The following is a 22,234-nucleotide window of genomic DNA, read 5'->3' as shown; positions in this document are numbered from 1 at the left end:
CGGCAGGGCTGAGGGTGCCGGGCTGTCGGACTAGCCGGTCCGAGTTCGGGCGGGCGGGTGGGAGAGAGCCCGTCCGGCGTTTGAGGACGAGGTGCGGAGCGCCGATCGGGGGTGGGTTGTCTCACGGTGAGGGGAGAGCCACCTCCGGGGGCCGGGGCGGAGGCCCGGATTCGGGGAGGGGTGGGGTTGGGGGGACCCCGGCAAGGCCCCGGCGTCCGCCACGTAGTACCTGGGACGGACCCCGGCGAACCCGTCCCGGAGGGGACGCGGCGTCGTCGCCCCGCCCCGTACCGTCTGACGCGTGACCGAGAAAACGCGCAGCCCGGAGTTCCACCTCGCGCAGAACGCCCTCCAGGGCCTGCGCACGGACCTCTTCCACGACGCCTTCGCCTACCGCCCCCTGCCCCCGCTGAGCCCGGACGCCCCGCTGGTGCAGTGGCTGCCGGAGCGGATACGCAGGCTCGCCGTGTGGTTCCCGCACGGCGTGGTCCTGACGATGGCCGCGTTCACGGTGATGGTCACGTACGCGGCGATGTCCGGCGGCTACGGCGGCAACACCCTCGTCGACGTCGTGGCGTCGCTGATCCCGGCGGTCACGGTCGCGCTGACGCTGGTGCGCCCGGTGCTCGCCTGGTGGCTGTCCCTGACGGCGACCCCGTTCCTCGCGGCCGCGGCCTCCGGCGGCGACTTCCCGTGGTCGCCGGGCTCCTTCGTGGGGCACACCATGGTCATGATGGTGGTCGCGGCCCGCACCCGCCCCCGCACGGCGGCGTGGATGTGGGTCCTGACGACCCTGTACTCGTTCCTCGCGGACAGCGCCGGGGGCCACTACGGCTCCAACAGCGGCCCCCTCGCCGTGGTCAGCGGCGTCGCGGTCGCCCTGGTCAGCCTGGTCGCCGCGAACTCCCACACCCGCCGCGAGGTGGTGGCGGAGCGCACCGTGACGGCCGTGGAGCGGGACCGGCGCACCCTGCTCGAGGAGCGTACGAACATCGCCCGGGAGCTGCACGACGTGGTCGCCCACCACATGTCGGTGGTCGCGATCCAGGCGGAGGCCGCCCCGTACCGGGTGGAGAACCCGCCGCCGGAGCTGGAGCAGGCCTTCGCGACGATCCGCGAGAACGCGGTGATCGCCCTGACCGAGCTGCGCCGTGTCCTCGGTGTCGTACGGGCGGAGGACTACGAGGCCCCGGACGCGCCGCAGCCGACGCTCGCCGACATCGACCGGCTGCTCGACAACGTGCGCGGCACCGGCCTCGCCGTGGAGAAGGTCGTCACCGGCGCGGCCCGCGAGCTGCCGCAGGGCGTGGAGCTATCGGCGTACCGCATCGTGCAGGAGGCGCTGAGCAACAGCCTGCGGCACGCGCCGGGCGCGACGGCCCGGGTGGAGATCGGCTACGTCCTCGGCGGGCTCGGCCTGCGGGTCGTCAACGGGCCCCCGACGGAGCTGGTGAAGCCCTCGCCGGGCGCCGGGCACGGCATCACGGGGATGCGGGAGCGGGTGTCGATGCTGGACGGCGACATGACGGCGGAGCCGACGGAGGACGGGGGGTACGAGGTGACGGTGTTCCTGCCGGTGCCGGTGGACGCCCCGCGGGCCGCGGACGCGGGGGGTGCCCCGAAGGCCGCCGACGCGGGCGGTGCTCCGAAGGCCGCGGACGCGGGCGGTGTCCCGAAGGCCGCGGACACCGGGGGTGCCCCGGGGCCGGCCGCCGGGCCCGCCTCGCCGGGGGCCGCGCCCTCGTCCCCCGACTCCACCCGCACCATCTCCCTCGACAAGCCCGCCGGAGGTCACGCCTGATGAACCGCACCATCCGCGTCCTGATCGCCGACGACCAGATGATGGTCCGCGAGGGTTTCTCCGTGCTGTTGAACGCGATGCCGGACATCGAGGTAGTCGGCGAGGCGGTGAACGGGCGCGAGGCCGTCGAGCGCGTGCGGGAACTCGCCCCTGACGTCGTCCTGATGGACATCCGCATGCCGGAGCTGAACGGCATCGAGGCGACCCGCGAGATCGTCGCGGACGCCCGGGTCGAGACGAAGGTCCTCGTCCTGACGACGTTCGACCTGGACGAGTACGTGTACCAGGCGCTGCGCGCGGGCGCGTCCGGCTTCCTGCTCAAGGACGCCTCCGCCCGCCAGCTCGCCGACGGCGTACGGGTGGTGGCCTCCGGCGAGGCCCTGCTCGCGCCGAGCGTCACGCGCCGCCTGATCACGGAGTTCTCGAAGCTGTCGGACAACCCGCGGCTCGCGGCGTCCGCGCAGGCGCAGGCGCAGTACGGCGAGCTGACCGAGCGCGAGACGGAGGTCCTGGTGCTCATCGCGCAGGGCCTGTCGAACGGGGAGATCGCCGCCCGCCTCGTCGTCGCCGAGTCCACGATCAAGACGCACGTCAGCCGGGTCCTGGTGAAGCTCGGCCTGCGCGACCGCACCCAGGCTGCGGTGTTCGCGTACGAGGCGCGGCTCGTCACGCCGGGCTGAGCGGGGCCAAGGGCCGGGGGCGGGGCGGGGGGCTGGTCAGGCGGGGGGCGCGGGGCTAGCGTCCGGGCATGGACGCCCCCTTCGACCCCTGGTCGCCCGAGTTCGTGGCCGATCCCTATCCCGCGTACGCCGCCCTGCGCGCCCGGGGCCGCGCGCACTACTACGAACCCAGCCGCCAGTACCTGATCCCGCACCACGCGGACGTCTCGGCCCTGCTGCGCGACCGCCGCCTCGGCCGCACCTATCTGCACCGGTACAGCCACGAGGAGTTCGGCCGCCAGGCCCCGCCGCCCGAGCACGAGCCGTTCCACGTCCTCAACGACCACGGCATGCTCGACCTGGAGGCCCCGGCGCACACCCGTGTCCGCCGCCTGGTGGCGAAGGCGTTCACGCCGCGCACGGTCGAGCGGCTCCGCCCGTACGTCGAGGGGCTCGCCGACGACCTGGTGCGGGGGCTCGTGGCGGACGGGGGCGGGGACCTGGTGGCGCGGGTCGCCGAGCCGCTGCCCGTCGCGGTGATCGCCGAGATGCTGGGCATCCCGGAGGCGGACCGGGGGCCTCTGCGGCCCTGGTCGGCGGACATCTGCGGGATGTACGAGCTGAACCCGGGGGCGGAGACGGCGGCCCGGGCCGTGCGCGCGTCGGTGGAGTTCTCGGCGTACCTGAGGGAGTTGATCTCCGCTCGGCGCAAGGAGCCCGGCGACGATCTCATCAGCGCCCTCATCGCCGCGCACGACGAGGGCGAGCGGCTGAGCGAGCAGGAGATGATCTCGACCTGCGTGCTGCTCCTGAACGCGGGGCACGAGGCCACCGTGAACTCCACCGCCAATGGGTGGAACGTTCTCTTCAGTCACCCGGAGCAGCTCGCCGCCCTGCGCGCGGAGCCGGAGCGGCTCCTTCCCACCGCCGTCGAGGAGCTGCTGCGTCACGACACGCCGCTCCAGCTCTTCGAGCGGTGGGTGCTCGACGACATCGAGGTCGGGGACACCGTCGTTCCGCGCGGTAGCGAGGTGGCGCTCCTGTTCGGCTCCGCCAACCGGGACCCGGCCGCGTTCACCGCCCCCGACACCCTGGACCTGGCCCGCGCCGACAACCCGCACATCTCCTTCGGCGCGGGCATCCACTACTGCGTCGGCGCGCCGCTGGCCCGCATCGAACTGGCGGCCTCGCTGCGGGCGTTGCTGCGCCGGGCCCCGGACCTGCGGCTCGCCGCGGAGCCCGTGCGCAAGCCGGGCTTCGTGATCCGGGGCCTTGAGGAGCTGCCCGTCGCGTGCTGAGGGGGTGTGCTCAGCCCGTCGCCAGGTCCCGCCTGCGCAGCCCCGCGAGCCCGGCCGCCGTGCAGGCCACCGCGGCCGCCGTGAGCAGCAGCACCGGGGTCCACGCCATGTCCTGCCCCGGGAGCTTCGGCAGGTGCGAGAACGGCGACAGGTTCATGATCGGCTGCGGTACGTCGAGTGCGGGTCCGATCCAGCCGATGAGCAGGGCCAGGCCCGCCACGCCCCAGGCGCCGACGGCCAGTTGGGGCGAGAGGCCGTGCAGCAGCACCGCGAGGGAGCCGATCAGCCAGATCGCGGGGAGCTGGACCAGGCAGGCGCCGACGATCGGCCCGACGTCCTGTCCGTACCCGATGCCGAGGCCGAAGGCCGCGAGCAGCATGATCAGCGCGGCGCCCGTGAAGGCGATGACGAGGTGGCCCGCGGCCCAGCGCAGCCTGCCCACGGCGTTCGCGAGGACCGGCTCGGCGCGCTGCGAGGTCTCCTCGCCGTGCAGCCGCAGGACCGAGGCGACGACGTGGAGCGCGCCGACCATGCCGATGATCCCGACGATCGCGGCGAGGAAGGCGTCGGTGAGGCCGGTCTGGCCGCCCATGCGCTGGAAGATCTCGCGGGTGTTCTCGTTGTCGCCGACGAGGTCGGTGGCGCCCTCCGTCATCCCGCCGAAGACGACTCCGGCGGCGAGGAAGCCGAGGCTCCAGCCGCCGACGGCGCCGCGCTGCAGCCGCCACGCCAGGGCGCCCGCCGTGCCGAGGCGGCCGTGCGCGGGTCCTGGCCGGGACGGCAGGAAGCTCATGCCGACGTCGCGGCGCCCGGCGAGTTCGTACGCCCCGATGGTCTGGACGGCGATGGCGCCCGCGAAGAGCAGCAGCACCCACCACCGTTCCGCGCCGAACGCGCGCATGTTCTCCTGCCAGCCGACCGGCGACAGCCAGGTGAGCAGCGAGGAGCCGTCGGCCGTCGCCGAGTCGCCCGCCGCGCGCAGGACGAACGCCGCGCCGAGCAGCGCCGACGTGAGGCCCTTGGCGAGCCGGGCGCTCTCCGTGAACTGGGCGACCATCGCCGCCATCGTGGCGAACACCATGCCCACGCAGGCGATGCCGAGCCCCAGCGCGAGCGCCCCCGCGCCGCCCTCGCCCGCGAGCCCGGCGGCGACGAGCAGGCCGAGCAGCGCGTTCGCGACGAGCGCCGTGAGCAGCGCCGACGTCAGCGGCGCGCGGCGGCCGACCATGGCCGAGGAGATCATCTCCTGGCGGCCCGTCTCCTCTTCCTCGCGCGTGTGCCGTACGACGATGACGAGGCTCATCACGGCGGCGAGCACCCCGGCGAAGGTGCCGACGCGCCAGGCCGTGAGCCCGCCGAAGGACTGGTCGAACACCGGGCCGTAGAGGGCGCGCAGGGAGGCGTTGGTGGCGAGCGAGTCCATCAGGTCGGCGCGCTGGGCCGCCGTGCCGTACACCTCCTTGAGGGTGTTCGGCATGCTCAGGACCATCGTCGCGATGACGGCGAGCCACACGGGGATGATGACGCGGTCGCGGCGCAGCGCGAGGCGCAGCAGGGGCGGGGTGCCGGTGACGCTCGTCAGGGCGGTCATCGCGCCGTCGCCTCTTCGGTGCGTTCCGACGTCACGTCGTCCTGGTAGTGCCGCATGAACAGCTCCTCCAGGGTGGGTGGAGTGCTGGTCAGGGACCGGATGCCGGAGTCGGCGAGGGTGCGCAGGACGGCGTCCAGCTTGTCGGTGTCGACCTGGAGGGCGACGCGGTGTCCTTCGACCGCCAGGTCGTGCACGCCTGGAAGGCGGGACAGGTCGCCCGGCTCGGCGGCGAGTTCGGCGCGGACGCTGGTGCGGGTGAGGTGGCGCAGGTCGGCGAGGGAGCCGGACTCCACCGTGCTGCCCTTGCGGATGATGCTGACCCGGTCGCAGAGGGTCTCCACCTCGCTGAGGAGGTGCGAGGACAGCAGGACGGTACGGCCCTCTGCGCGGGCCCGGACCACGCAGCTCTGGAAGACCTCCTCCATGAGCGGGTCGAGGCCGGACGTCGGCTCGTCGAGGATCAGCAGCTCGACGTCCGACGCGAACGCGGCGACCAGGGCGACCTTCTGGCGGTTCCCCTTGGAGTAGGCGCGGCCCTTCTTCGTCGGGTCCAGCTCGAACCGCTCGATCAGCTCGGCCCGCCGCTCCTTGTCCAGGCCGCCCCGCAGCCTGCCGTACAGATCGATGACCTCGCCGCCGGAGAGGTTCCGCCACAGGGTGACGTCGCCCGGTACGTACGCGAGGCGCCGGTGCAGTGCGACGGCGTCGTGCCAGGGGTCCTTGCCGAGGAGCTGCGCGGCGCCGGAGTCGGCGCGAAGGAGGCCGAGCAGGACGCGGATGGCGGTGGACTTGCCGGCCCCGTTGGGCCCGAGGAAGCCGTGGACCTCGCCGCGCTCGACGTCGAGGTCGAGGCCGTCGAGGGCGTGTGTCCGGCCGAACGACTTGTGCAGCCCGGAGACGGTGATTGCCTTCGTCATGTTTTTGAAAGTACGCTGTTTTCACAAATTTGTGAAGTTAAGGAACTGTATAAACTTGGGTGGCCGGGGCGAGCAAGGGAGATGATCCAGGGATGAGCACGGACGAGAAGGACACGGCGGCGGGGCGTACGGAGGACCTGGCGGCCGCCTCCCGGTTCACCGAGCAGTTCGCGGCGCAGCTGGTCTGGGCCGGGATGCCGCGCATGCCCGCGCGCGTCTTCGCCGCGCTGCTCGCCTCCGAGTCCGGCTCGCTCACGGCGGCCGAGCTGGGGGAGCGGCTGCATGTGAGCCCGGCGGCGGTGTCGGGGGCGGTGCGCTATCTCAGCCAGCAGTACATGGTCGCGCGCGAGCGGGAGCCCGGTTCGCGGCGCGACATCTTCCGGGTGCACAGCGACCAGTGGTACGAGGCGCTGACCAACCGGGACTCCGTCCTCAAGCGCTGGGAGACCTCCCTGCGCGACGGCATCGCGAGCCTCGGCCCCGACTCCCCGGCGGGCCACCGCCTGGAGGAGACCCTCGCCTTCTTCGAGTTCGTCCAGGTGGAACTGGCGGGCATGATGACCCGCTGGCGCGCCCACAGGGAGTCCCTCTTCGGCCCGCCGCCCCGCTGACCCGCGCGTCGGCGGCGCCTCACCGAGGCAGCACAAGCCCCCAGGCCTGCGCCCGCACGTGCCACGTCCGGCTCCGCACCGGACCCGTGACCACCGCGTCCGCCCGGTAGCGGAAGTCCGGCCCCGACACCGTCACCGACCGGGCCCGCGCCCGCACGGGCGCCACCTCCGCCCCGACCGACGCCGGATGCACCTCGACCCGCGCGAACCCCGCACCGCCGGGCCGCACGGACACGCCCTCGACGGGCTGGTCGAGGTCCACCAGGGTCACCCCGTCCGCCTCGACCCGCAGCCGCGAGGGCCCGCCGGGCACCACCCGCGAGGGCCGCACGGCCAGCGTCCGCACGAGCGACTGACAGGTCCGCAGCCACGGATGCCGCTCCCCGCCCCCGGCGTCCCCGGAGCCACCGGCGTCCCCGGAGCCACCGGCCCCGGAGAGACCGGCCCCCACCGCACCCACGGGCGGGATCAGCACGTCCCCGAGGACCACCCCGTCCCGGTCGTCCACGAGCAGATCGAGCCGCCGGGGCGCACCCTCCAGGACGGCCCGTGCCGCCGCGACCGCCCCGACGGGCACGCCGAGCCCCCGGGCGAGCCGGACGGCGGACGCGGCGGAGCCGACGGGCACGACGGAGAGAACGGCGGACGCGAGCGCGCGCTCCCGGTGAAGGACACCGACCGCACGCAGCAGCGCGGCATCGTCGCCCACCACGACGGGCCGCCGTGTCCCCCGTCTGACCAGCGCTTTCGTGAATTCCTCAGGGCTTTCAGGCAGGCACACCCTGACGCCCGCGCCCGCGCCAAGCACGTCCTTGGCGATGCGCACGGACTCCCCGTCCGTGCGCCGGGCGACCGGGTCGATGACCACCAGAAGCTGGTCGCGAGCCGACACGTGCGCCCTTTCTTTAGGTCTCGGGTAGCATCTTTGTGCAAGAGCCCCTTGCGCTATTGCGCCAGGGGCTTCGTCTATTCCGGGGCAACCAAGGCACACCCACACCGACGGCCGACGGCCTGTCGCTGTGGCCCCTGACCTTGGACATGCCCCGCCCGGAAGGGGTGTACGCCTGTGCCCGCACTCGTGCTGCTCGGTGCTCAGTGGGGTGACGAAGGCAAGGGAAAGGCCACCGACCTGCTCGGTGGCTCCGTGGACTATGTAGTGCGTTACCAGGGCGGCAACAACGCCGGCCACACGGTTGTCGTAGGCGACCAGAAGTACGCGCTGCATCTCCTCCCTTCCGGGATCCTCTCCCCGGACTGCGTGCCTGTCATCGGCAACGGAGTCGTCGTCGACCCGTCGGTCCTGCTCTCCGAGCTGAGCGGTCTGAACGAGCGCGGCGTCGACACGTCGAAGCTGCTGATCAGCGGTAACGCGCACATCATCACGCCGTACAACGTGACGGTCGACAAGGTCGGTGAGCGCTTCCTCGGCAAGCGGAAGATCGGTACGACCGGGCGCGGCATCGGCCCGACGTACGCCGACAAGATCAACCGCACCGGCATCCGCGTCCAGGACCTCTACGACGAGTCGATCCTGAAGCAGAAGGTCGAAGCGGCCCTGGAGCAGAAGAACCAGCTCCTGACGAAGGTGTTCAACCGCCGCGCCATCGAGGCGGAGCAGATCGTCGAGCAGCTCCTGGAGCACGGCGAGAACATCAAGCAGTACGTGGCCGACACCACGCTGATCCTCAACAACGCGCTCGACGAGGACAAGGTCGTCCTGTTCGAGGGCGGCCAGGGCACGCTCCTGGACGTGGACCACGGCACGTACCCCTTCGTCACCTCGTCGAACCCGACCGCGGGCGGCGCCTGCACGGGCACCGGCGTGGGTCCGACGAAGATCAGCCGGGTCATCGGCATCCTGAAGGCGTACACCACGCGCGTCGGCGCCGGTCCGTTCCCGACGGAGCTGTTCGACAAGGACGGCGAGGCGCTGCGCACCATCGGCGGCGAGCGCGGTGTCACCACCGGCCGTGACCGCCGCTGCGGCTGGTTCGACGCCCCGATCGCCCGCTACGCGACCCGCGTGAACGGCCTGACGGACTTCTTCCTCACCAAGCTGGACGTCCTCACCGGCTGGGAGCAGATCCCGGTCTGCGTCGCGTACGAGATCGACGGCAAGCGCGTCGAGGAACTGCCGTACAACCAGACGGACTTCCACCACGCGAAGCCGATCTACGAGATGCTGCCGGGCTGGTCCGAGGACATCACCAAGGCCCAGACCTTCGCCGACCTGCCGAAGAACGCGCAGGGCTATGTGAAGGCCCTGGAGGAGATGTCCGGCGCCCCGATCTCCGCGATCGGCGTGGGTCCGGGCCGTACCGAGACGATCGAGATCAACTCGTTCATCTAGCCGAGTCGCTGCCCGGCTTCTCGTCGGGCAGCTCGGCGCAGGCCCGCAGTCCCTCGGGTGTCGCGCACGGCAGATGGCCATGGGTGCGGATCGCGTCCTGGCCACTGCCGCGCGCGTACGCGAGGAAGCTCGACGCGAGCGAGTCGGCGGGCGGCTGCCCGTAGGTGTAGGCGTACTCGATCTCGCGGTACGGGTAGCCGTCGCTTCTCGCGAGGCCGTCCGTGGACGCCTGGGTGCCGTCCAGGGACAGCCGGTGCAGGCCCTTCAGGCTCGTGGCGGCGCGCAGCTCGCTGTAGCCGAGGGCGCCGGGGATGCGGCCGACGGCGTCGATGACCTGCTCGGTGGAGTCGAGTTCGCAGCGGATCACGGGCGCGCGGGCGTCGTCCTTGCGCACGCAGTCGTTGGACGACGCCTTGATCTCGAAGTCGCCGCCGAGCAGGCGGCGTTGCAGGGTGTCGCGGGTGCCCGAGCTGGACCCGCGGCTGACGAGGACGACCTCCTGGTCGGGCCCGCCGAGCTGCTCCCAGTTCCTGATCTCGCCGCGGTAGAGCCGCCGCACGTCCTTCAGGGACAGATTCCGCAGCCGTACGCCGTCGTTGACGACCAGCGCGTACGCCGAGACCGCCACGCGGTGCTCGACCAGCCGCGGATAGCCGTCCGACTTGGGCCCGTCGGACAGGGCGATCAGGGGCGGCGACTTCTTCGCCGACTTCGCCGACCTGGCGCCCTCCGCTTCGAGTTCGCGTATCCCCGCGGTGCTGCCGTGCGCGCTGACGGTGATCCCGGCTCCCGGGCAGTCGTCCTCGTACTTCTCCTTCAGCTCCTCGGCGACGGGCCGGAACGCCGTGGACCCGACGACGGTGAGCTGTCCCGTGGCGCACTCGATGGGCGTCGGGTCGTCCTCGTCACTCAGCAGGATCATCGCGGCGAGCGTGACGACGGACGCGGTGAGCAGCGCGGTGAGGACCTTCGCGGGGCGGCTGAACAGCGGCGGCTTGTCGTCGGGCGTCGTGGACCTGTTGGGCTGCACCTCGCCCGCCTGGATGCCGCCGGACACGGTGACCTCGCGGCCGACGGCTCCGCCGGTGAGCAGCACGAGGAGCTTGTAGTGCTGGCCCCGGTTCAGCGGGACGCGCGGGATGTACACGGTCGAGCCGTCGTAGCGCAGCCCCGCCGCCGGGGTGAAGTGCTCCATCAGGTGGTCGGCGCCCGCAGGCGCGGTGACGGCGAGGCCGCGCACGGTACGGCCGGTGAACACGGCGGTCAGGCCGTGCAGGGCCCGCCCGGTGTAGTCGGCGTCGCTGATGGACTGCGAGCCGTCGTTCTCCACCCGAAGCAGCACCAGCGTCGCGTCGGACATCTCCGGCGTCTCGTCGAAGAGCCCGAGGCGCGCGTTCGCCCCGCCCGTGCGGACGTTGTCGCCGATCGCGGTGTCCATCTGCACGCGGTAGCCGACGCGCTTGCGCCGCGGCACCCGGCGCTCGTACCAGATGGCTCCCAGCGTGGCGAGGAGCCCGAGCGCGGCGGTCAGCACGGCTACGACGTTCTCGGGGCTCAACCAGTCCACGCCCGCACGCTACGGAGGCGCCCCCGGAGCGGGGAACGCCCGGGCGGGGGACTTCGCCCTTCCGCCGCCGGACGTTCGCCGCCGGTTCAACCGGCCTGCCGCGCGGGCGGGTTGCCCTGGCCGCCGGTCGTGCTTGCTGTCAGCTTCCCTTGGTGTACGTGAGGGCGCGGGTGCCGTCGGTGTTGACGCGGTGCAGTTCGCCGCTCGGCAGGATCGTGACGACGGTCGGCTTGCCGGGGTCGCAGGCCGGGGGGCCGCCGACGGTGACGCGCGTCGGGCCGATGTTCAGCCGGTCCTCGCTCGCGGACCTCAACTCGCCCTGGAACACGCAGTGGTAGGTGCCGCCGCCCTCCAGCGGCCCGTCGGCCGTCATGGACAGGATGGTGTCGCCCTCCTCGCCCTGCTGGATGGTCAGCCGGCGGGTGCTGAGCCCGGCGTCGCCGCTGACCGTGCCGTTCCACGTCCCGACGAACTTGTCCGGCACCGTCTTGTCCGAGACGGCCGACGTGGACGGCGAGGGGGACGGCCCGGAGTCGGACTCCGACGGCGAGCCGGGCGTCTCCGGCGCACTGCTCTGCCGGTTCTTCCCGTCGCCTCCGCCCCGCGCCTTCGGGTCGCCGTCGTCGCCCTTCATCGTCGCGTACACGGTGCCGCCCGCGCCGAGGGCGACGATCAGCGCCACGGCGACGAGCAGCGCGGTGGAACGCCCGCTGCGCCGCTGCGGCTCCCCTGCGGTGAGGCCGTACGGGGGTGTGGGGCCGTAGGGCGGGGTCGAGCCGTACGGGGGTTGCTGCGGGTGCGGATAGCCGTAGCCCGGCGCCTGGTGGGGGTAGGCGTACGCGGGGGAGTGGGTGGGCGTGGGCCCGGGGGTCGGGGTCGGCGCGGCCGTCGGGGCCGGGGGCAGGCCGCTGACCATGGTGGGGAGGTGGTTGACGGGGGCCTGGCCGGGGGTGCCGGGTGGGGGTGGGGTGTCGTGGCCGGACGGGGCGCCCGGGGGTGCGGCGGGCGGGGCGTCGGTGCCGGGGGCGCCTTGGGCGGAGGGCCCGGCCGCACCTGCCGTACCTGCCGCAGCGGCTGCGGCTCCCGCACCTGCCGCAGCAGCTCCCGCACCTGCCGCTCCCGCGGCCCCGGACTCCCCGGACGCGGACTTACCGGACCCGGACTCACCGGACCCGGACTCACCGGACCCGGACTCACCGGATCCGGACGTGCCCCCGGCTGCTGCCGCCCCCTCGGGCTCCTCGATCTCCAGCAACTGCACGGCGTGCCGCCCGAGTTGGGCGACGAGGGCCCCGGGCAGCCAGGGCTCCAGGGACTTGCCCTCGGAGAGGGTGTCCTCGGCCCCGGTCCGGGCGAGTATCTCGTCCAGGGACGGCCGATCCCCGGGGGCCTTGGAGAGACAGTGCCCGACAAGATCGCGCAGGGACTCGGGCAGGGCCTCCAGGTCGGGCTCCTCCTGCGCGATGCGGAACATCAGCGCGTGCACCCCGCTGTTGGCGGTGCCGAAGGGCAGCGCTCCGGTGGCCGCGTAGGCGAGGACGGACCCGAGGCAGAAGATGTCGCAGGCCTCGGTGACGCGGTCGCCGCGCACCTGCTCGGGCGCCATGAACCCGGGCGACCCGACGAGCGCGCCGGTCCGGGTGAGCCCCCCGTCGGTGACGGTCTCCAGCGCCCGGGCGATCCCGAAGTCGATGACGCGGGGCCCGTCGATGGTGACGAGGACGTTGGAGGGCTTCAGGTCGCGGTGGATGAGCCCGGCGGCGTGGATGTCCTTGAGGGCGTTGGCGAGCCCGGCGGCGAGGATGTTCACGGACCGCTCGGGGAGGGGCCCGTGGTCGTGCGAGACGACGGCCTGCAGCGAGGGCCCGGCGACGTACCCCGTGGCGACCCACGGGATGTCGGCCTCCGTGTCCGCGTCGAGAACCGGCGCGGTCCACGCCCCGCCGACCCGCCGCGCGGCCCCCACCTCCTGCCGGAACCGCCCGCGGAACTCGTCCTGCGCGGCCAGCTCCTCCCGCACCAGCTTGACCGCGACGGTGCGCCCGCGGTCGGAGCGCGCCAGATACACCTGCCCCATACCGCCCGCGCCGAGCCGCGCGAGCAGCCGGTAGACACCGATCCGCTGCGGATCCCCCGGGCCGAGTTTCTCCATGGCCATCGGCGCCGCCCTCCCCCTGATTTTCAGCCACCGCGGTGCGGCGACCTCGCGTACATCGCCGTGCGACAGATCGAGGAGTCTACGCACCGTGCGTACGGTTCATGGGACGCCCCCGAGTCCGCTATAAGCCCACTACATGCGCGCCTTTTCCGCAGTCCGTCGACGGAATCTGTGACACATCCGTGAGACGGCGGAGGGCGCCGCCTCGTACTGCGTGAACGTCTCGCCGAGCATCTGACGGAAGGCGTCGGCTCATCTCCGCACCTCCTTAAGCACCTGCCGCAGCGCGTGTCCGTCCCGGCAGCGAGCCGGTTCGTCCGCGCACTGCACGGCATGTGATGACGATAGGCCGACGGGTTCAGAGTGAGCGGGTGCGGGACAAGCTCGACGGCCTGAGGCGGCAGATGCGCCGTCACGCCCACGTACCCGCGGCGGCCGACTTCCTGGAGCAGACGCGACGGGCGGGAGCGTGAGCGTGGACCGCATGCGGCTGGAACGACGGAGTGTGGCAGGGCTCGACGAGATCCGTCCTCAACTCCTCGACCTGTACGCGGAGATCTACGCCGACCGGCTCGCCGAGGACTTCCACAGTGTCGAGCGGTTCGACGAGCGGCTCGGCTGGAACACGGAGGTGCCCGGCTTCGCCGTGGTCGTCGGCCACCTGGACGGGACCCCGGTCGGCTATGCCTACGGCTGCACCCTTCAGCGCGGAACCAGGTGGTGGGCAGGGCTTCGCACGCCGGTGCCGGACGGCGCCGTCGACGAGGACGGCCACCGGACGTTCGCCCTGTCCGAGCTCATGGTCGTCGATGAGGTACGGGGCACCGGCGCGGCGAAGGCGATTCATGCGCATCTGCTCGACGGCCGATCCGAGCCGCGGGCAACGCTCCTCGTCGAGCGTTCCCACCCCAAGGTGCGCTCCCTGTACGAGACGTGGGGCTACGAGTGGTTCGGCGAGGTGCTGCCGTTCGCCGATTCGCCGCTGTACGACGCCCTCGTCCTGGCTAGGGCTTGACGGCCACGGTCGCCTCCAGCCCCGCCAGGACCTCGGACAGCCGCTCCAACACCTGCGCGGTCTGCGCGAACTGTTCCTCGCCGAGGGCCTCCTTGAGGCGGGTTGCCAGGTCCGCGTGGGCGGGCTGGATGCGCTGGACGGCGGCGCGGCCCTCGTCGGTGGGGCGCAGGAGTTTGGCGCGGCGGTGGGCCGGGTTGGGGGTGTACTCGGCGAGGCCCTGTCGTACCAGGAGGTCCGCGACGCGCTGCACGCTCTGGCGCGTGATGCCCATGGCGCGGGCGATCCCGGCGACGGGCTGTGGTTCGCGCAGGACCGCGCCGAGCACCTGCCACCAGGCGGCCGTCAGCCCGGCCGGGCGGGCCATCTCCTCGGAGACGGTGAGGAACTGGCCGTTGAGGCGGAAGACGCCGAGGGCGGTGCGGGTCAGGAGGTCCTGCTCGGGGCGGCCGACGGCGCCCTCGGCGACGGTGACGTTGACGACCGCCTTGCCGCCGTCGGCCGCCCGCTGACCGCCGTCGGCCGCTTCGGGACGGCTCATGACGCCAGCGTCTCGTACGCCGTCGGGTCCGAGTCGTGGAACAGCCGGTACCACGCGTCCAGCTTCTCGCCCTCGAACGCGCCCATCCGCTTCAGGACCTCGCGGGCGAACGCCACCGGCTCCGTCGGGCCCGCCGTGATCAGGTCGCCGTCGGTGACGGCGTCCGACTCGACGTAGTGGTCCGCGCCCTTGTAGCCGGTCGCGTCCAGGTACATCGACACCGCGCTGGTGTGTGCCCGGTCGTCGAGGAGCCCCTCTCTGGCGAGCCCCGCCGTGGCCCCGCAGATCGCGGCCACGGGCACGCCCGCGTCCAGGAACGTGCGGGCCGCGCGGGCGAACGGGGCGAGCGAGTCGCCCGTGTCCCACAGGTCGCCGCCCGGCAGGATCAGCAGCTCGCTGTCCTCGGGCCGCAGCTCGTCGAGGGTCAGGTCGGGCTGGATGCGGACGCCGCCGACGGTGGTGACGGGCTCGCGGGTGGCGGCGACGGTGCGGATCTGGTGCCCCGTGCGGGCCAGATAGGCGGTGGCGTAGCCCGTCTCCCAGTCGGCGAGGGCGTCGTAGACGGCGAGGTGAACGGTAGCGGTAGCGGTGGTGCTCATGGTGACCTCCACTCGATGGCTTATGTAAGGATGCTGTCATCTCGACAGGGTGCTGTCAATGGGGGTCTCTGGAATCCCGGCGCACATCAGGGGCAGGTCCTAACCCCCACCGGCAGCCCCTTTAACCCGCACCTCCCTAACGTCCCGCCCATGGACATCCCGACCCTCTCCGCGCACCTCGGCCTCGACCTCGTGGCCGTCTCGCTCCTGACCTTCGCCGTGTTCTGCCCACGGCACCGCAGGCGCGAGCTCGTGCCCGCCTACCTCGCCCTGAACGTCGCCCTGTTCGCGGTCGTCGCGGCCCTGTCGGAGGCGTCCGGCGGCGGCGGTCTCGCGCTCGGGTTCGGGCTCTTCGGCGTCCTGTCGATCGTCCGGCTCCGCTCCGACTCCGTACGCCACCAGGAGGTCGCGTACTACTTCACGACCCTCGTCCTCGGCCTCCTGTGCGGCCTGCCGGGGCTCTCGCTGCCGCTGGCCGCGGGCCTCTCCGGCGTGCTGCTCCTGGTGATGTACGTCGGCGACCACCCGCGCCTGTACGCCCGCGACCGCCGCGCCCTGGTCACCCTCGACGCCGTGTACCGGCACGAGGACGCCCTCCGTGCCGAGCTGGCCCGACGCCTCGGCGAACCGCTCGGCTGGACGGTCCAGGAGGTTGACTACGTACGCGACCTGATGGTGCTGGAAGTCCGCTTCCGTCAGCCGGAACCTATGGCCCACGATGGGGAGTTCGTACGAGTGACCCCGCCGTACGCCAAGGAGGCCGCGTGAAACCCGCCGTACGTGCCCTGAGCCGTGCCGCACTCGCCGCGCACCCCGTCTCGCTCGACGAGCTGAACGTCCGCGCGGAGCTCCTCGCCCGCTACGACCGCAGCTATCTCGTCCCTGTCGACATCTTCGAGGACTTCGCGGCGCTGCTCACCGACCCGCGCCGCGCGGGCGGCCCGTTCCGCGCCCTCAGCATCGGCGGCCGCCGCTCGTTCGGCTACCTCTCCACGTACTACGACACCCCCGCCCTGCACACGTACCACGACCACCGCCAGGGCCGCAGGCTGCGCTACCGCGTCCGCGAGCGGGTCTACCAGGACAGCGGGGAGCGGCAGTTCGAGATCAAGCTGAAGACCGGGCGCGGTGAGACCGTCAAGCACCGGCAGCGGATGGAGGGCGCCGACGACGCCCTCGACGCCACCCGGCGAGGCTTCCTCGCCGGGGTGCTGAGGGGTTCGTACGGCATCGAGGCCCCGCACGGACTCACCCCCTCCCTCGTCACGGACTACCGCCGCGCCACCTTCGTCGCCGACGGCCAGCGCGTGACCTGCGACGCGGCCCTCGTGGTGCGGGACGTGGCCACGGGCCGCACCGCCGCCGCCGACAGCGGCCTCGTCCTCGTCGAGACCAAGACCCGCGGCCGCCTCACCGAGGCCGACCGCGTCCTGCACCGCTACGGCCTGCGCGCCGCCGAGTTCACCAAGTACTGCGGCGGCTTCGCGGCCGTCCGCCCCGACCTCGGCGTCAACCGCTGGGCGCGGGCGGTGCGGACGGTGTTCCCCCGAGGGGGAAGGTGAGGGCGACGCGGGTCGTGAAGTCCCCGTCGCCCTCGCCCTCCGCCGCGCCCTCCGTTCCCTGGCACCGGCGGCGCCCGCCGCACCCGCCCGACAGAATGTCGCGTTCCCGGCGAGTCGCCAGACAGGACGCCCATGTCCCGTCCACCACGTGGACATCTACCCTCGGCCCCATGACCCCTCAGCCAAACCCGCAGCTCGGCGCAGCCGTGTCCGCCGCGGACCGCGCCCACGTGTTCCACTCCTGGTCCGCCCAGGACCTCATCACCCCGCTCGCCGTGGCCGGCGCGGAAGGCTCGTACTTCTGGGACTACGAGGGCAACCGGTACCTCGACTTCACCAGCGGGCTCGTCTACACGAACATCGGCTACCAGCACCCGAAGGTCGTCGCCGCGATCCAGGAGCAGGCCGCGACGATGACGACGTTCGCGCCCGCCTTCGCCCTGGAGGCGCGGAGTGAGGCCGCCCGGCTCATCGCCGAGCGCACCCCCGGCGACCTGGACAAGATCTTCTTCACCAACGGCGGCGCGGAGGCCGTGGAGAACGCCACCCGGATGGCCCGGCTGCACACGGGCCGCCCGAAGGTGCTCTCCGCGTACCGCTCGTACCACGGCGGCACCGCCGCGGCGATCAACCTCACCGGTGACCCGCGCCGCTGGCCGTCCGACAACGGCTCGGCGGGCGTCGTCCGCTTCTGGGCGCCGTTCCTCTACCGCTCGCCGTTCCACTCCGAGAACGAGGCCCAGGAGTGCGAGCGGGCCCTCCAGCACCTGGAGGACACCATCGCCTTCGAGGGTCCGGCGACGATCGCCGCGATCATCCTGGAGACCGTCCCGGGCACCGCCGGGATCATGCCGCCGCCGCCCGGCTACCTCGCGGGCGTCCGCGAGCTGTGCGACCGGTACGGGATCGTGCTCGTCCTCGACGAGGTCATGGCGGGCTTCGGGCGTACGGGCAAGTGGTTCGCCGTCGACCACTATGAGGGTGTCGTCCCCGACCTGCTGACCTTCGCCAAGGGCGTGAACTCCGGTTACGTGCCGCTCGGCGGCGTCGCCATCTCCGGCGCCATCGCCGAGACCTTCGCCAAGCGGCCCTACCCGGGCGGGCTCACCTACTCCGGGCACCCGCTGGCCTGCGCGGCCGCCGTCGCGACGATCAACGTCATGGCGGACGAGGGCGTCGTCGAGCACGCCGCCCGCATGGGCGAGGACGTCATCGGGCCTGGCCTCCGGGAGCTGGCGGAGCGGCACCCGAGCGTGGGCGAGGTGCGCGGGCTCGGCATGTTCTGGGCCCTTGAGCTGGTGCGGGACCGGGAGACCCGGGAGCCGCTCGTGCCCTACAACCCGGCGGGGGAGGCGAACGCCCCCATGGCCGCGTTCGCCGCCGCCGCGAAGGCGCACGGGCTCTGGCCGTTCGTGAACATGAACCGTACGCACGTGGTGCCGCCCTGCAACATCTCGGAGCTCGACGCGAAGGCGGGCCTCGCGGCCCTGGACGCGGCCCTGGACGCCGCCGACGCCCACGTGGCCTGACGCGGCCGCCGGGGCCGGGTGGGGTGACCGCAGGGGGTCGCCCCACCCGCCCCACGGCCCCCGCACACCGCCGTGACCTCGGTCATGGGGCCCGGGAACCCCGACCACGTAGTCTGACGTGCTCGTAAGTGACCAGAACTTACCCACGTCCGTTCGAGGACGCCCACGTCAGAGAAATGCGTAGGGGGAGGCCCACCACCATGCCCGGACCCGACGGCCCGGCCGTCATCCGCAGCACCCTGCGCCAGCAGATCGCCGACGCCCTGCGCGACGAGATCCTCGCGGGCCGCCTCGTGCCGGGCCAGGAGTTCACGGTGAAGGAGATAGCCGACCAGTACGGCGTCTCCGCGACCCCGGTCCGCGAGGCTTTGGTGAACCTCTCGGCGCAGGGCCTCCTGGACTCCGTGCAGCACCGCGGCTTCCGCGTGCACGAGCACACCCTGGCCGACTACCGCGGCATGCTCCAGGCCCGCGGCCTGATCGCGGACGCCATCTTCCGCGAGGTGGCGACGACGGCGGCCCACCACTCCGTACCGGCCGCGAGCTTCGTGTCGGTGCGCCGCCGCGGCGAGGAGGCGGCCCGCGCGGCCGCGGCCGGCGACCTCACCGTCCTGATCGGCTACGACCTCCGCTTCTGGCGCGAACTGAGCGCCCTGTTCGGCAACGCCTACCTCTCGGACTTCCTGCACCGCCTGCGCGTGCAGTCCTGGGTGTGCGCGGTCCCGCACCTGCGCCGCGAGGCGGAGCGCGGCGGCGACCTGCGCGGCCGCCTCTGGTCCCGCCACCTGGACCTGGTGGAGGCCCTGACCTGCCACGACGCCGTCCTCGCGCACGCGATCGTGGCGGAGTACAACGCCCACTCCCTGGACCTGGTGGAGGGCCTGGCCGCGAGCGGCGGCCAGGAGGCCCGTCCGGGCGAGGGCCCGGGCCAGCACTCCCCGCAGGCCCCCGCATGAGCGTCGACCTCACCATCGTCATCCCCGCCTACAACGAGGAACGCCGCCTCGCCCCCACCCTGGACGCGATCCGCGCCTACCTGGACGGACCGGCCGCCGACGCGGGCCGCCCGCAGTGGGAGCTGATCGTCGTCGACGACGGCTCCACGGACCGGACGGCGGAGATCGCCGCCGAGGCCGCCGCCGCGGACCCCCGCATCCAGCTCCTGCGCGGCGGCCGCAACCGTGGCAAGGGCCACGCCCTGCGCCAGGGCGTCCTCGCCTCGTACGGCCGTCGCGTCCTGGTCACGGACGCCGACCTGGCCGCGCCGATCGAGGAGCTCGAGGCCCTGGAGAAGGCGCTCGCCGACGGGCACGCGGCGGCGGTCGGCTCGCGCGCCCGGCCGGGCGCGACGATCGGCGTCCACCAGCACCGGCTGCGCGAGCTGCTCGGCCGCGGCGGCAACTTCCTGATACGCACGGTCGCCGTCCCCGGGATCCGTGACACCCAGTGCGGGTTCAAGCTCTTCGACGGCGACCGTGCCCGCGCGGCCTTCGCCGCGTCCCGCCTCAGCGGCTGGGGCATCGACGTGGAGATCCTGCATCACTTCCGGCGCGAGGGCTGGCCGGTCGCCGAGGTCCCGGTGCGCTGGTCGCACCAGGAGGGATCGAAGGTCAGGCCCGGTGACTACGTCCGGGTGCTCGCCGAGGTCTCCGCCCTCAAGATCCGCTCCGTGCGCCGCGCCGACCTCCTGGTCGCCGCCCTCTTCGTCGCCTTCACGACGGTCCTGTACTCGTCCCGCTGGATATCCCCGGACCACCGCTACCTCCCGCACGCCCTCCAGGACCAGAACCAGTGGGAGTGGTTCTTCGAGGTGACGGCACACAACGTGCGGCATCTCCAGAACCCCCTGTTCACGGACCTACAGGGGTATCCCGACGGCGTGAACCTCATGGCGAACACGGTCATGCTCGGCCTGTCCGTCCCGCTCGCGCCCGTCACCTGGCTGTTCGGCCCGGCCATCAGCCTCAACCTCGCCATGACCCTCGGCCTCGCCGCGACGGCCTTCGCCTGGTACTGGCTGATCGTCCGCCGTCTCGTGCGCCACCGGGGCGCCGCCGCCCTCGGCGCGGCCCTCGCCGCCTTCGCGCCCCCGATGATCAGCCACGCGCACGCGCACCCGAACTTCATCGTGCTGTTCATGATCCCGCTGATCATCGACCGGGCGCTGCGGCTCTGCGAGGGCACGAACGTCGTACGGGACGGGGTCGTCCTCGGCCTCTTCGCGACGTACCAGATCTTCCTCGGCGAGGAGCCGCTGCTGCTCGCCGCGATGGGCATGCTGCTGTTCACGGTGGCGTACGCGGTGGTGCGCCGCGATGTGGCGCGCGCGGCCTGGCGTCCGCTGGCCCGCGGCATCGGCATCGGGCTCGCCGTCTGCCTGCCCCTGGTGGCGTTCCCCCTCTGGTGGCAGTTCTTCGGGCCGCAGAGCTACAAGAGCGTCCTGCACGGCGACAACGCGGGCAACAGCCCGCTGGCCCTGCTGTCCTTCGCCGAGCGCTCCCTCGCGGGCGACGCGGACACGGCGGCGGCCCTCTCCATGAACCCCACGGAGCAGAACGCCTTCTACGGCTGGCCCCTCGTCGCCCTGGCCCTGCTGATCGTGGTGTGGCTGTGGCGCAGCGCGACCGTGAAAGCCCTGGCCTTCACGGCGGTCGCGGCGGCGTTCCTGTCCCTCGGACCGAAGTTCCGCATCCCGTGGACGGACGTCGTGCTGTCCGGCCCCTGGTCCCTGCTCTCCGACAAGCCGCTGTTCGAGTCGGTCATCGAGTCACGGGTGGCGATGGTGTGCGCGCCCGCGTTGGGCATGCTGGTGGCGCTCGCGGTGGGGCAACTGGTGGCGCGAGGCGCCGAGGGCGAGCGGAGGTGGGGAAGGCCCTTCCGCTACGCCGGACTCACGGCCGTGGCCCTCTCCCTCCTCCCCCTCTACCCCCTCCCCCTGAAGGCCGTCGACCGCACCGAGGTCCCCGCGTTCATCGCCGACGGCACCTGGAAGCGGTACGTCGACACGGCGTCCGGCGAGACCCTCGTACCGGTGCCGCTGCCCGACCCCGCCTACGCCGAGGCCCTGCACTGGCAGACCACCGCCGACCTGGGATTCCGGCTGCCCGGCGGCTACTTCAACGGACCCTGGGGCCCCGACCGCGTCGGCATCTACGGCGCCTCGCCCCGCAACACCTCCAACCTCCTGCGGGACGTGCGCAATTCGGGTCAGGCCGTGCGGATCACCGAGGCCTGGCGGGAGGCCGCCCGCGTCGACCTGCGGTACTGGAAGGCGGGCCTCCTCGTCCTCGCGCCGCAGCCCGGCGCCGCGGCGCTGCGCACGACGGTCGACGATCTCCTCGGGCAGCGCGCACAGTGGGTGGACGGGGTGTGGATCTGGGACGTGCACGGGGGAGGCTGAGCGGGCCCCGGTGCCACTACGCTGCCGGAACAACACGCACGGTAGCTGTGTACAGAGGAAGCCGTTCACCGACCCTAGGAGCATTTCTTGGCCTGCGACCTGTGGCTGGTCCCCCTCGTCGACGTGCTGTGCCACAGCCCCGACAATCCCTTCGCCGAGGAACTCGCCGCGTACGACAAGGCGTTGGGCGACGCGGGGCTGCCGGCGGTGCCCGTGTTCGCGTACATGCCGGGGCTCTCCGGCGACGTGGCCCCGGTCGCGGGCTTCGACTACGACGCGCTGCACTTCCTGCGCCGCGCCTACCTCCTGAAGATCTGCGGCCTGGAGGTCACCCCCGTCGACGAGCTCGGCGGCGACTACGAACAGCTCCTGGAGATGTTCGACTCCACCGCCCAGCAGTCCCACCTGGTCTGGCACTACGACCACGCGGGAGCGTACGTCCCCGTGGACTTCCCCGCCCCCCTGTCCAACGACGAACTCCTCTCCGGCGGCGGCCCCCTCGGCTCCTCCCAGGCCCTCCTGCGCGAACTGGAATTCGTGGCCCCCGCCATCGGCATAGACCCGGCCAACCCCCCGCTCCCCCCGGCCCCGCCCCAGGCCCCCACCACCCTCGAAGAACCCGCCACCCCACCCCCGCAC

Annotated in this window: 19 protein-coding genes; 12 read left to right on the top strand and 7 right to left on the bottom strand. The window is 72.7% G+C overall.

Annotation, left to right across the window (positions count from 1 at the left end; all coding sequences use genetic code 11):
• Nucleotides 1-301 precede the first annotated feature (301 nt).
• The 3 genes from OO63_RS39015 to OO63_RS39005 all read left to right on the top strand — a co-directional run bounded on the left by OO63_RS39015 (nt 302) and on the right by OO63_RS39005 (nt 3,758).
• Complete coding sequence (locus OO63_RS39015) at nt 302-1,801, top strand: sensor histidine kinase (protein WP_078619642.1); 1,500 nt, start codon at nt 302-304, stop codon at nt 1,799-1,801.
• Complete coding sequence (locus OO63_RS39010) at nt 1,801-2,481, top strand: response regulator (RefSeq protein ID WP_030363193.1); 681 nt, start codon at nt 1,801-1,803, stop codon at nt 2,479-2,481. The genes OO63_RS39015 and OO63_RS39010 overlap by 1 nt, the downstream gene beginning before the upstream one ends.
• 68 nt (nt 2,482-2,549) lie before the next feature.
• Nucleotides 2,550-3,758: a cytochrome P450 gene (locus tag OO63_RS39005; protein ID WP_030363192.1), complete on the top strand. Its 1,209-nt coding sequence runs from the start codon at nt 2,550-2,552 to the stop codon at nt 3,756-3,758.
• A gap of 10 nt (nt 3,759-3,768) precedes the next feature.
• Here the strand turns inward: OO63_RS39005 and OO63_RS39000 are convergent, their stop codons facing one another.
• Nucleotides 3,769-5,349 (bottom strand): ABC transporter permease, encoded by a 1,581-nt coding sequence (locus OO63_RS39000; protein ID WP_030363191.1) that lies wholly within the window; start codon nt 5,347-5,349, stop codon nt 3,769-3,771.
• Nucleotides 5,346-6,266, bottom strand: a complete 921-nt coding sequence (locus OO63_RS38995) for an ABC transporter ATP-binding protein (protein WP_030363190.1) — start codon at nt 6,264-6,266, stop codon at nt 5,346-5,348. The genes OO63_RS39000 and OO63_RS38995 overlap by 4 nt, the downstream gene beginning before the upstream one ends.
• 92 nt (nt 6,267-6,358) lie before the next feature.
• Between OO63_RS38995 and OO63_RS38990 the strand changes: the two genes are divergently transcribed.
• Complete coding sequence (locus OO63_RS38990; protein WP_051811661.1) at nt 6,359-6,877, top strand: GbsR/MarR family transcriptional regulator; 519 nt, start codon at nt 6,359-6,361, stop codon at nt 6,875-6,877.
• A 19-nt stretch (nt 6,878-6,896) separates the two neighbouring features.
• On the opposite strand, the gene OO63_RS38985 is transcribed toward OO63_RS38990, so the two are convergent.
• Nucleotides 6,897-7,769, bottom strand: a complete 873-nt coding sequence (locus OO63_RS38985) for a hypothetical protein (protein ID WP_030363188.1) — start codon at nt 7,767-7,769, stop codon at nt 6,897-6,899.
• A 174-nt stretch (nt 7,770-7,943) separates the two neighbouring features.
• Between OO63_RS38985 and OO63_RS38980 the strand changes: the two genes are divergently transcribed.
• Nucleotides 7,944-9,227: an adenylosuccinate synthase gene (locus OO63_RS38980; RefSeq protein ID WP_030363187.1), complete on the top strand. Its 1,284-nt coding sequence runs from the start codon at nt 7,944-7,946 to the stop codon at nt 9,225-9,227.
• Here the strand turns inward: OO63_RS38980 and OO63_RS38975 are convergent.
• The gene (locus OO63_RS38975; RefSeq protein WP_051811658.1) at nt 9,220-10,794 is read right to left on the bottom strand and encodes a substrate-binding domain-containing protein; all 1,575 of its coding nucleotides are present in this window, start codon (nt 10,792-10,794) and stop codon (nt 9,220-9,222) included. The genes OO63_RS38980 and OO63_RS38975 overlap by 8 nt on opposite strands.
• Before the next feature lie 139 nt (nt 10,795-10,933).
• A complete protein-coding gene (locus OO63_RS38970) occupies nt 10,934-12,946 on the bottom strand; it encodes a serine/threonine-protein kinase (protein ID WP_030363185.1) in 2,013 nt (670 codons plus the stop codon).
• A gap of 490 nt (nt 12,947-13,436) precedes the next feature.
• Here OO63_RS38970 and OO63_RS38965 point away from each other — a divergent pair, with 490 nt between their 5' ends.
• Nucleotides 13,437-13,967: a GNAT family N-acetyltransferase gene (locus OO63_RS38965; protein ID WP_030363184.1), complete on the top strand. Its 531-nt coding sequence runs from the start codon at nt 13,437-13,439 to the stop codon at nt 13,965-13,967.
• Here OO63_RS38965 and OO63_RS38960 read toward each other — a convergent pair.
• Nucleotides 13,957-14,505 carry a MarR family winged helix-turn-helix transcriptional regulator gene (locus OO63_RS38960; protein ID WP_078619640.1) on the bottom strand — a complete coding sequence of 183 codons (549 nt, stop codon included), beginning with the start codon at nt 14,503-14,505 and terminating at the stop codon, nt 13,957-13,959. The genes OO63_RS38965 and OO63_RS38960 overlap by 11 nt on opposite strands.
• Complete coding sequence (locus OO63_RS38955) at nt 14,502-15,104, bottom strand: DJ-1/PfpI family protein (RefSeq protein ID WP_030363182.1); 603 nt, start codon at nt 15,102-15,104, stop codon at nt 14,502-14,504. The genes OO63_RS38960 and OO63_RS38955 overlap by 4 nt, the downstream gene beginning before the upstream one ends.
• A gap of 150 nt (nt 15,105-15,254) precedes the next feature.
• On the opposite strand from OO63_RS38955, the gene OO63_RS38950 reads away from it, so the two are divergent.
• The 6 genes from OO63_RS38950 to OO63_RS38925 form a co-directional block, all read left to right on the top strand.
• Nucleotides 15,255-15,872: a DUF4956 domain-containing protein gene (locus OO63_RS38950; RefSeq protein WP_051811654.1), complete on the top strand. Its 618-nt coding sequence runs from the start codon at nt 15,255-15,257 to the stop codon at nt 15,870-15,872.
• Nucleotides 15,869-16,666 (top strand): VTC domain-containing protein, encoded by a 798-nt coding sequence (locus OO63_RS38945; protein WP_030363180.1) that lies wholly within the window; start codon nt 15,869-15,871, stop codon nt 16,664-16,666. The genes OO63_RS38950 and OO63_RS38945 overlap by 4 nt, the downstream gene beginning before the upstream one ends.
• A gap of 170 nt (nt 16,667-16,836) precedes the next feature.
• A complete protein-coding gene (locus tag OO63_RS38940; protein ID WP_030363179.1) occupies nt 16,837-18,195 on the top strand; it encodes an aspartate aminotransferase family protein in 1,359 nt (452 codons plus the stop codon).
• A gap of 200 nt (nt 18,196-18,395) precedes the next feature.
• Nucleotides 18,396-19,151 (top strand): GntR family transcriptional regulator, encoded by a 756-nt coding sequence (locus OO63_RS38935; protein ID WP_051811652.1) that lies wholly within the window; start codon nt 18,396-18,398, stop codon nt 19,149-19,151.
• Entirely contained in the window at nt 19,148-21,595 is a 2,448-nt protein-coding gene (locus OO63_RS38930; protein ID WP_030363177.1) for a dolichyl-phosphate beta-glucosyltransferase, read from the top strand. The genes OO63_RS38935 and OO63_RS38930 overlap by 4 nt, the downstream gene beginning before the upstream one ends.
• 87 nt (nt 21,596-21,682) lie before the next feature.
• On the top strand, nt 21,683-22,234 hold a 552-nt coding region (locus OO63_RS38925; protein ID WP_033264890.1), incomplete at its 3' end, for a hypothetical protein.

The organism is Streptomyces alboflavus (assembly GCF_000716675.1).
GTDB lineage: Bacteria > Actinomycetota > Actinomycetes > Streptomycetales > Streptomycetaceae > Streptomyces > Streptomyces alboflavus.
The sequence above is the reverse complement of the archived record's forward strand: the minus strand, read 5'-3'. Positions and strand labels throughout refer to the sequence as shown.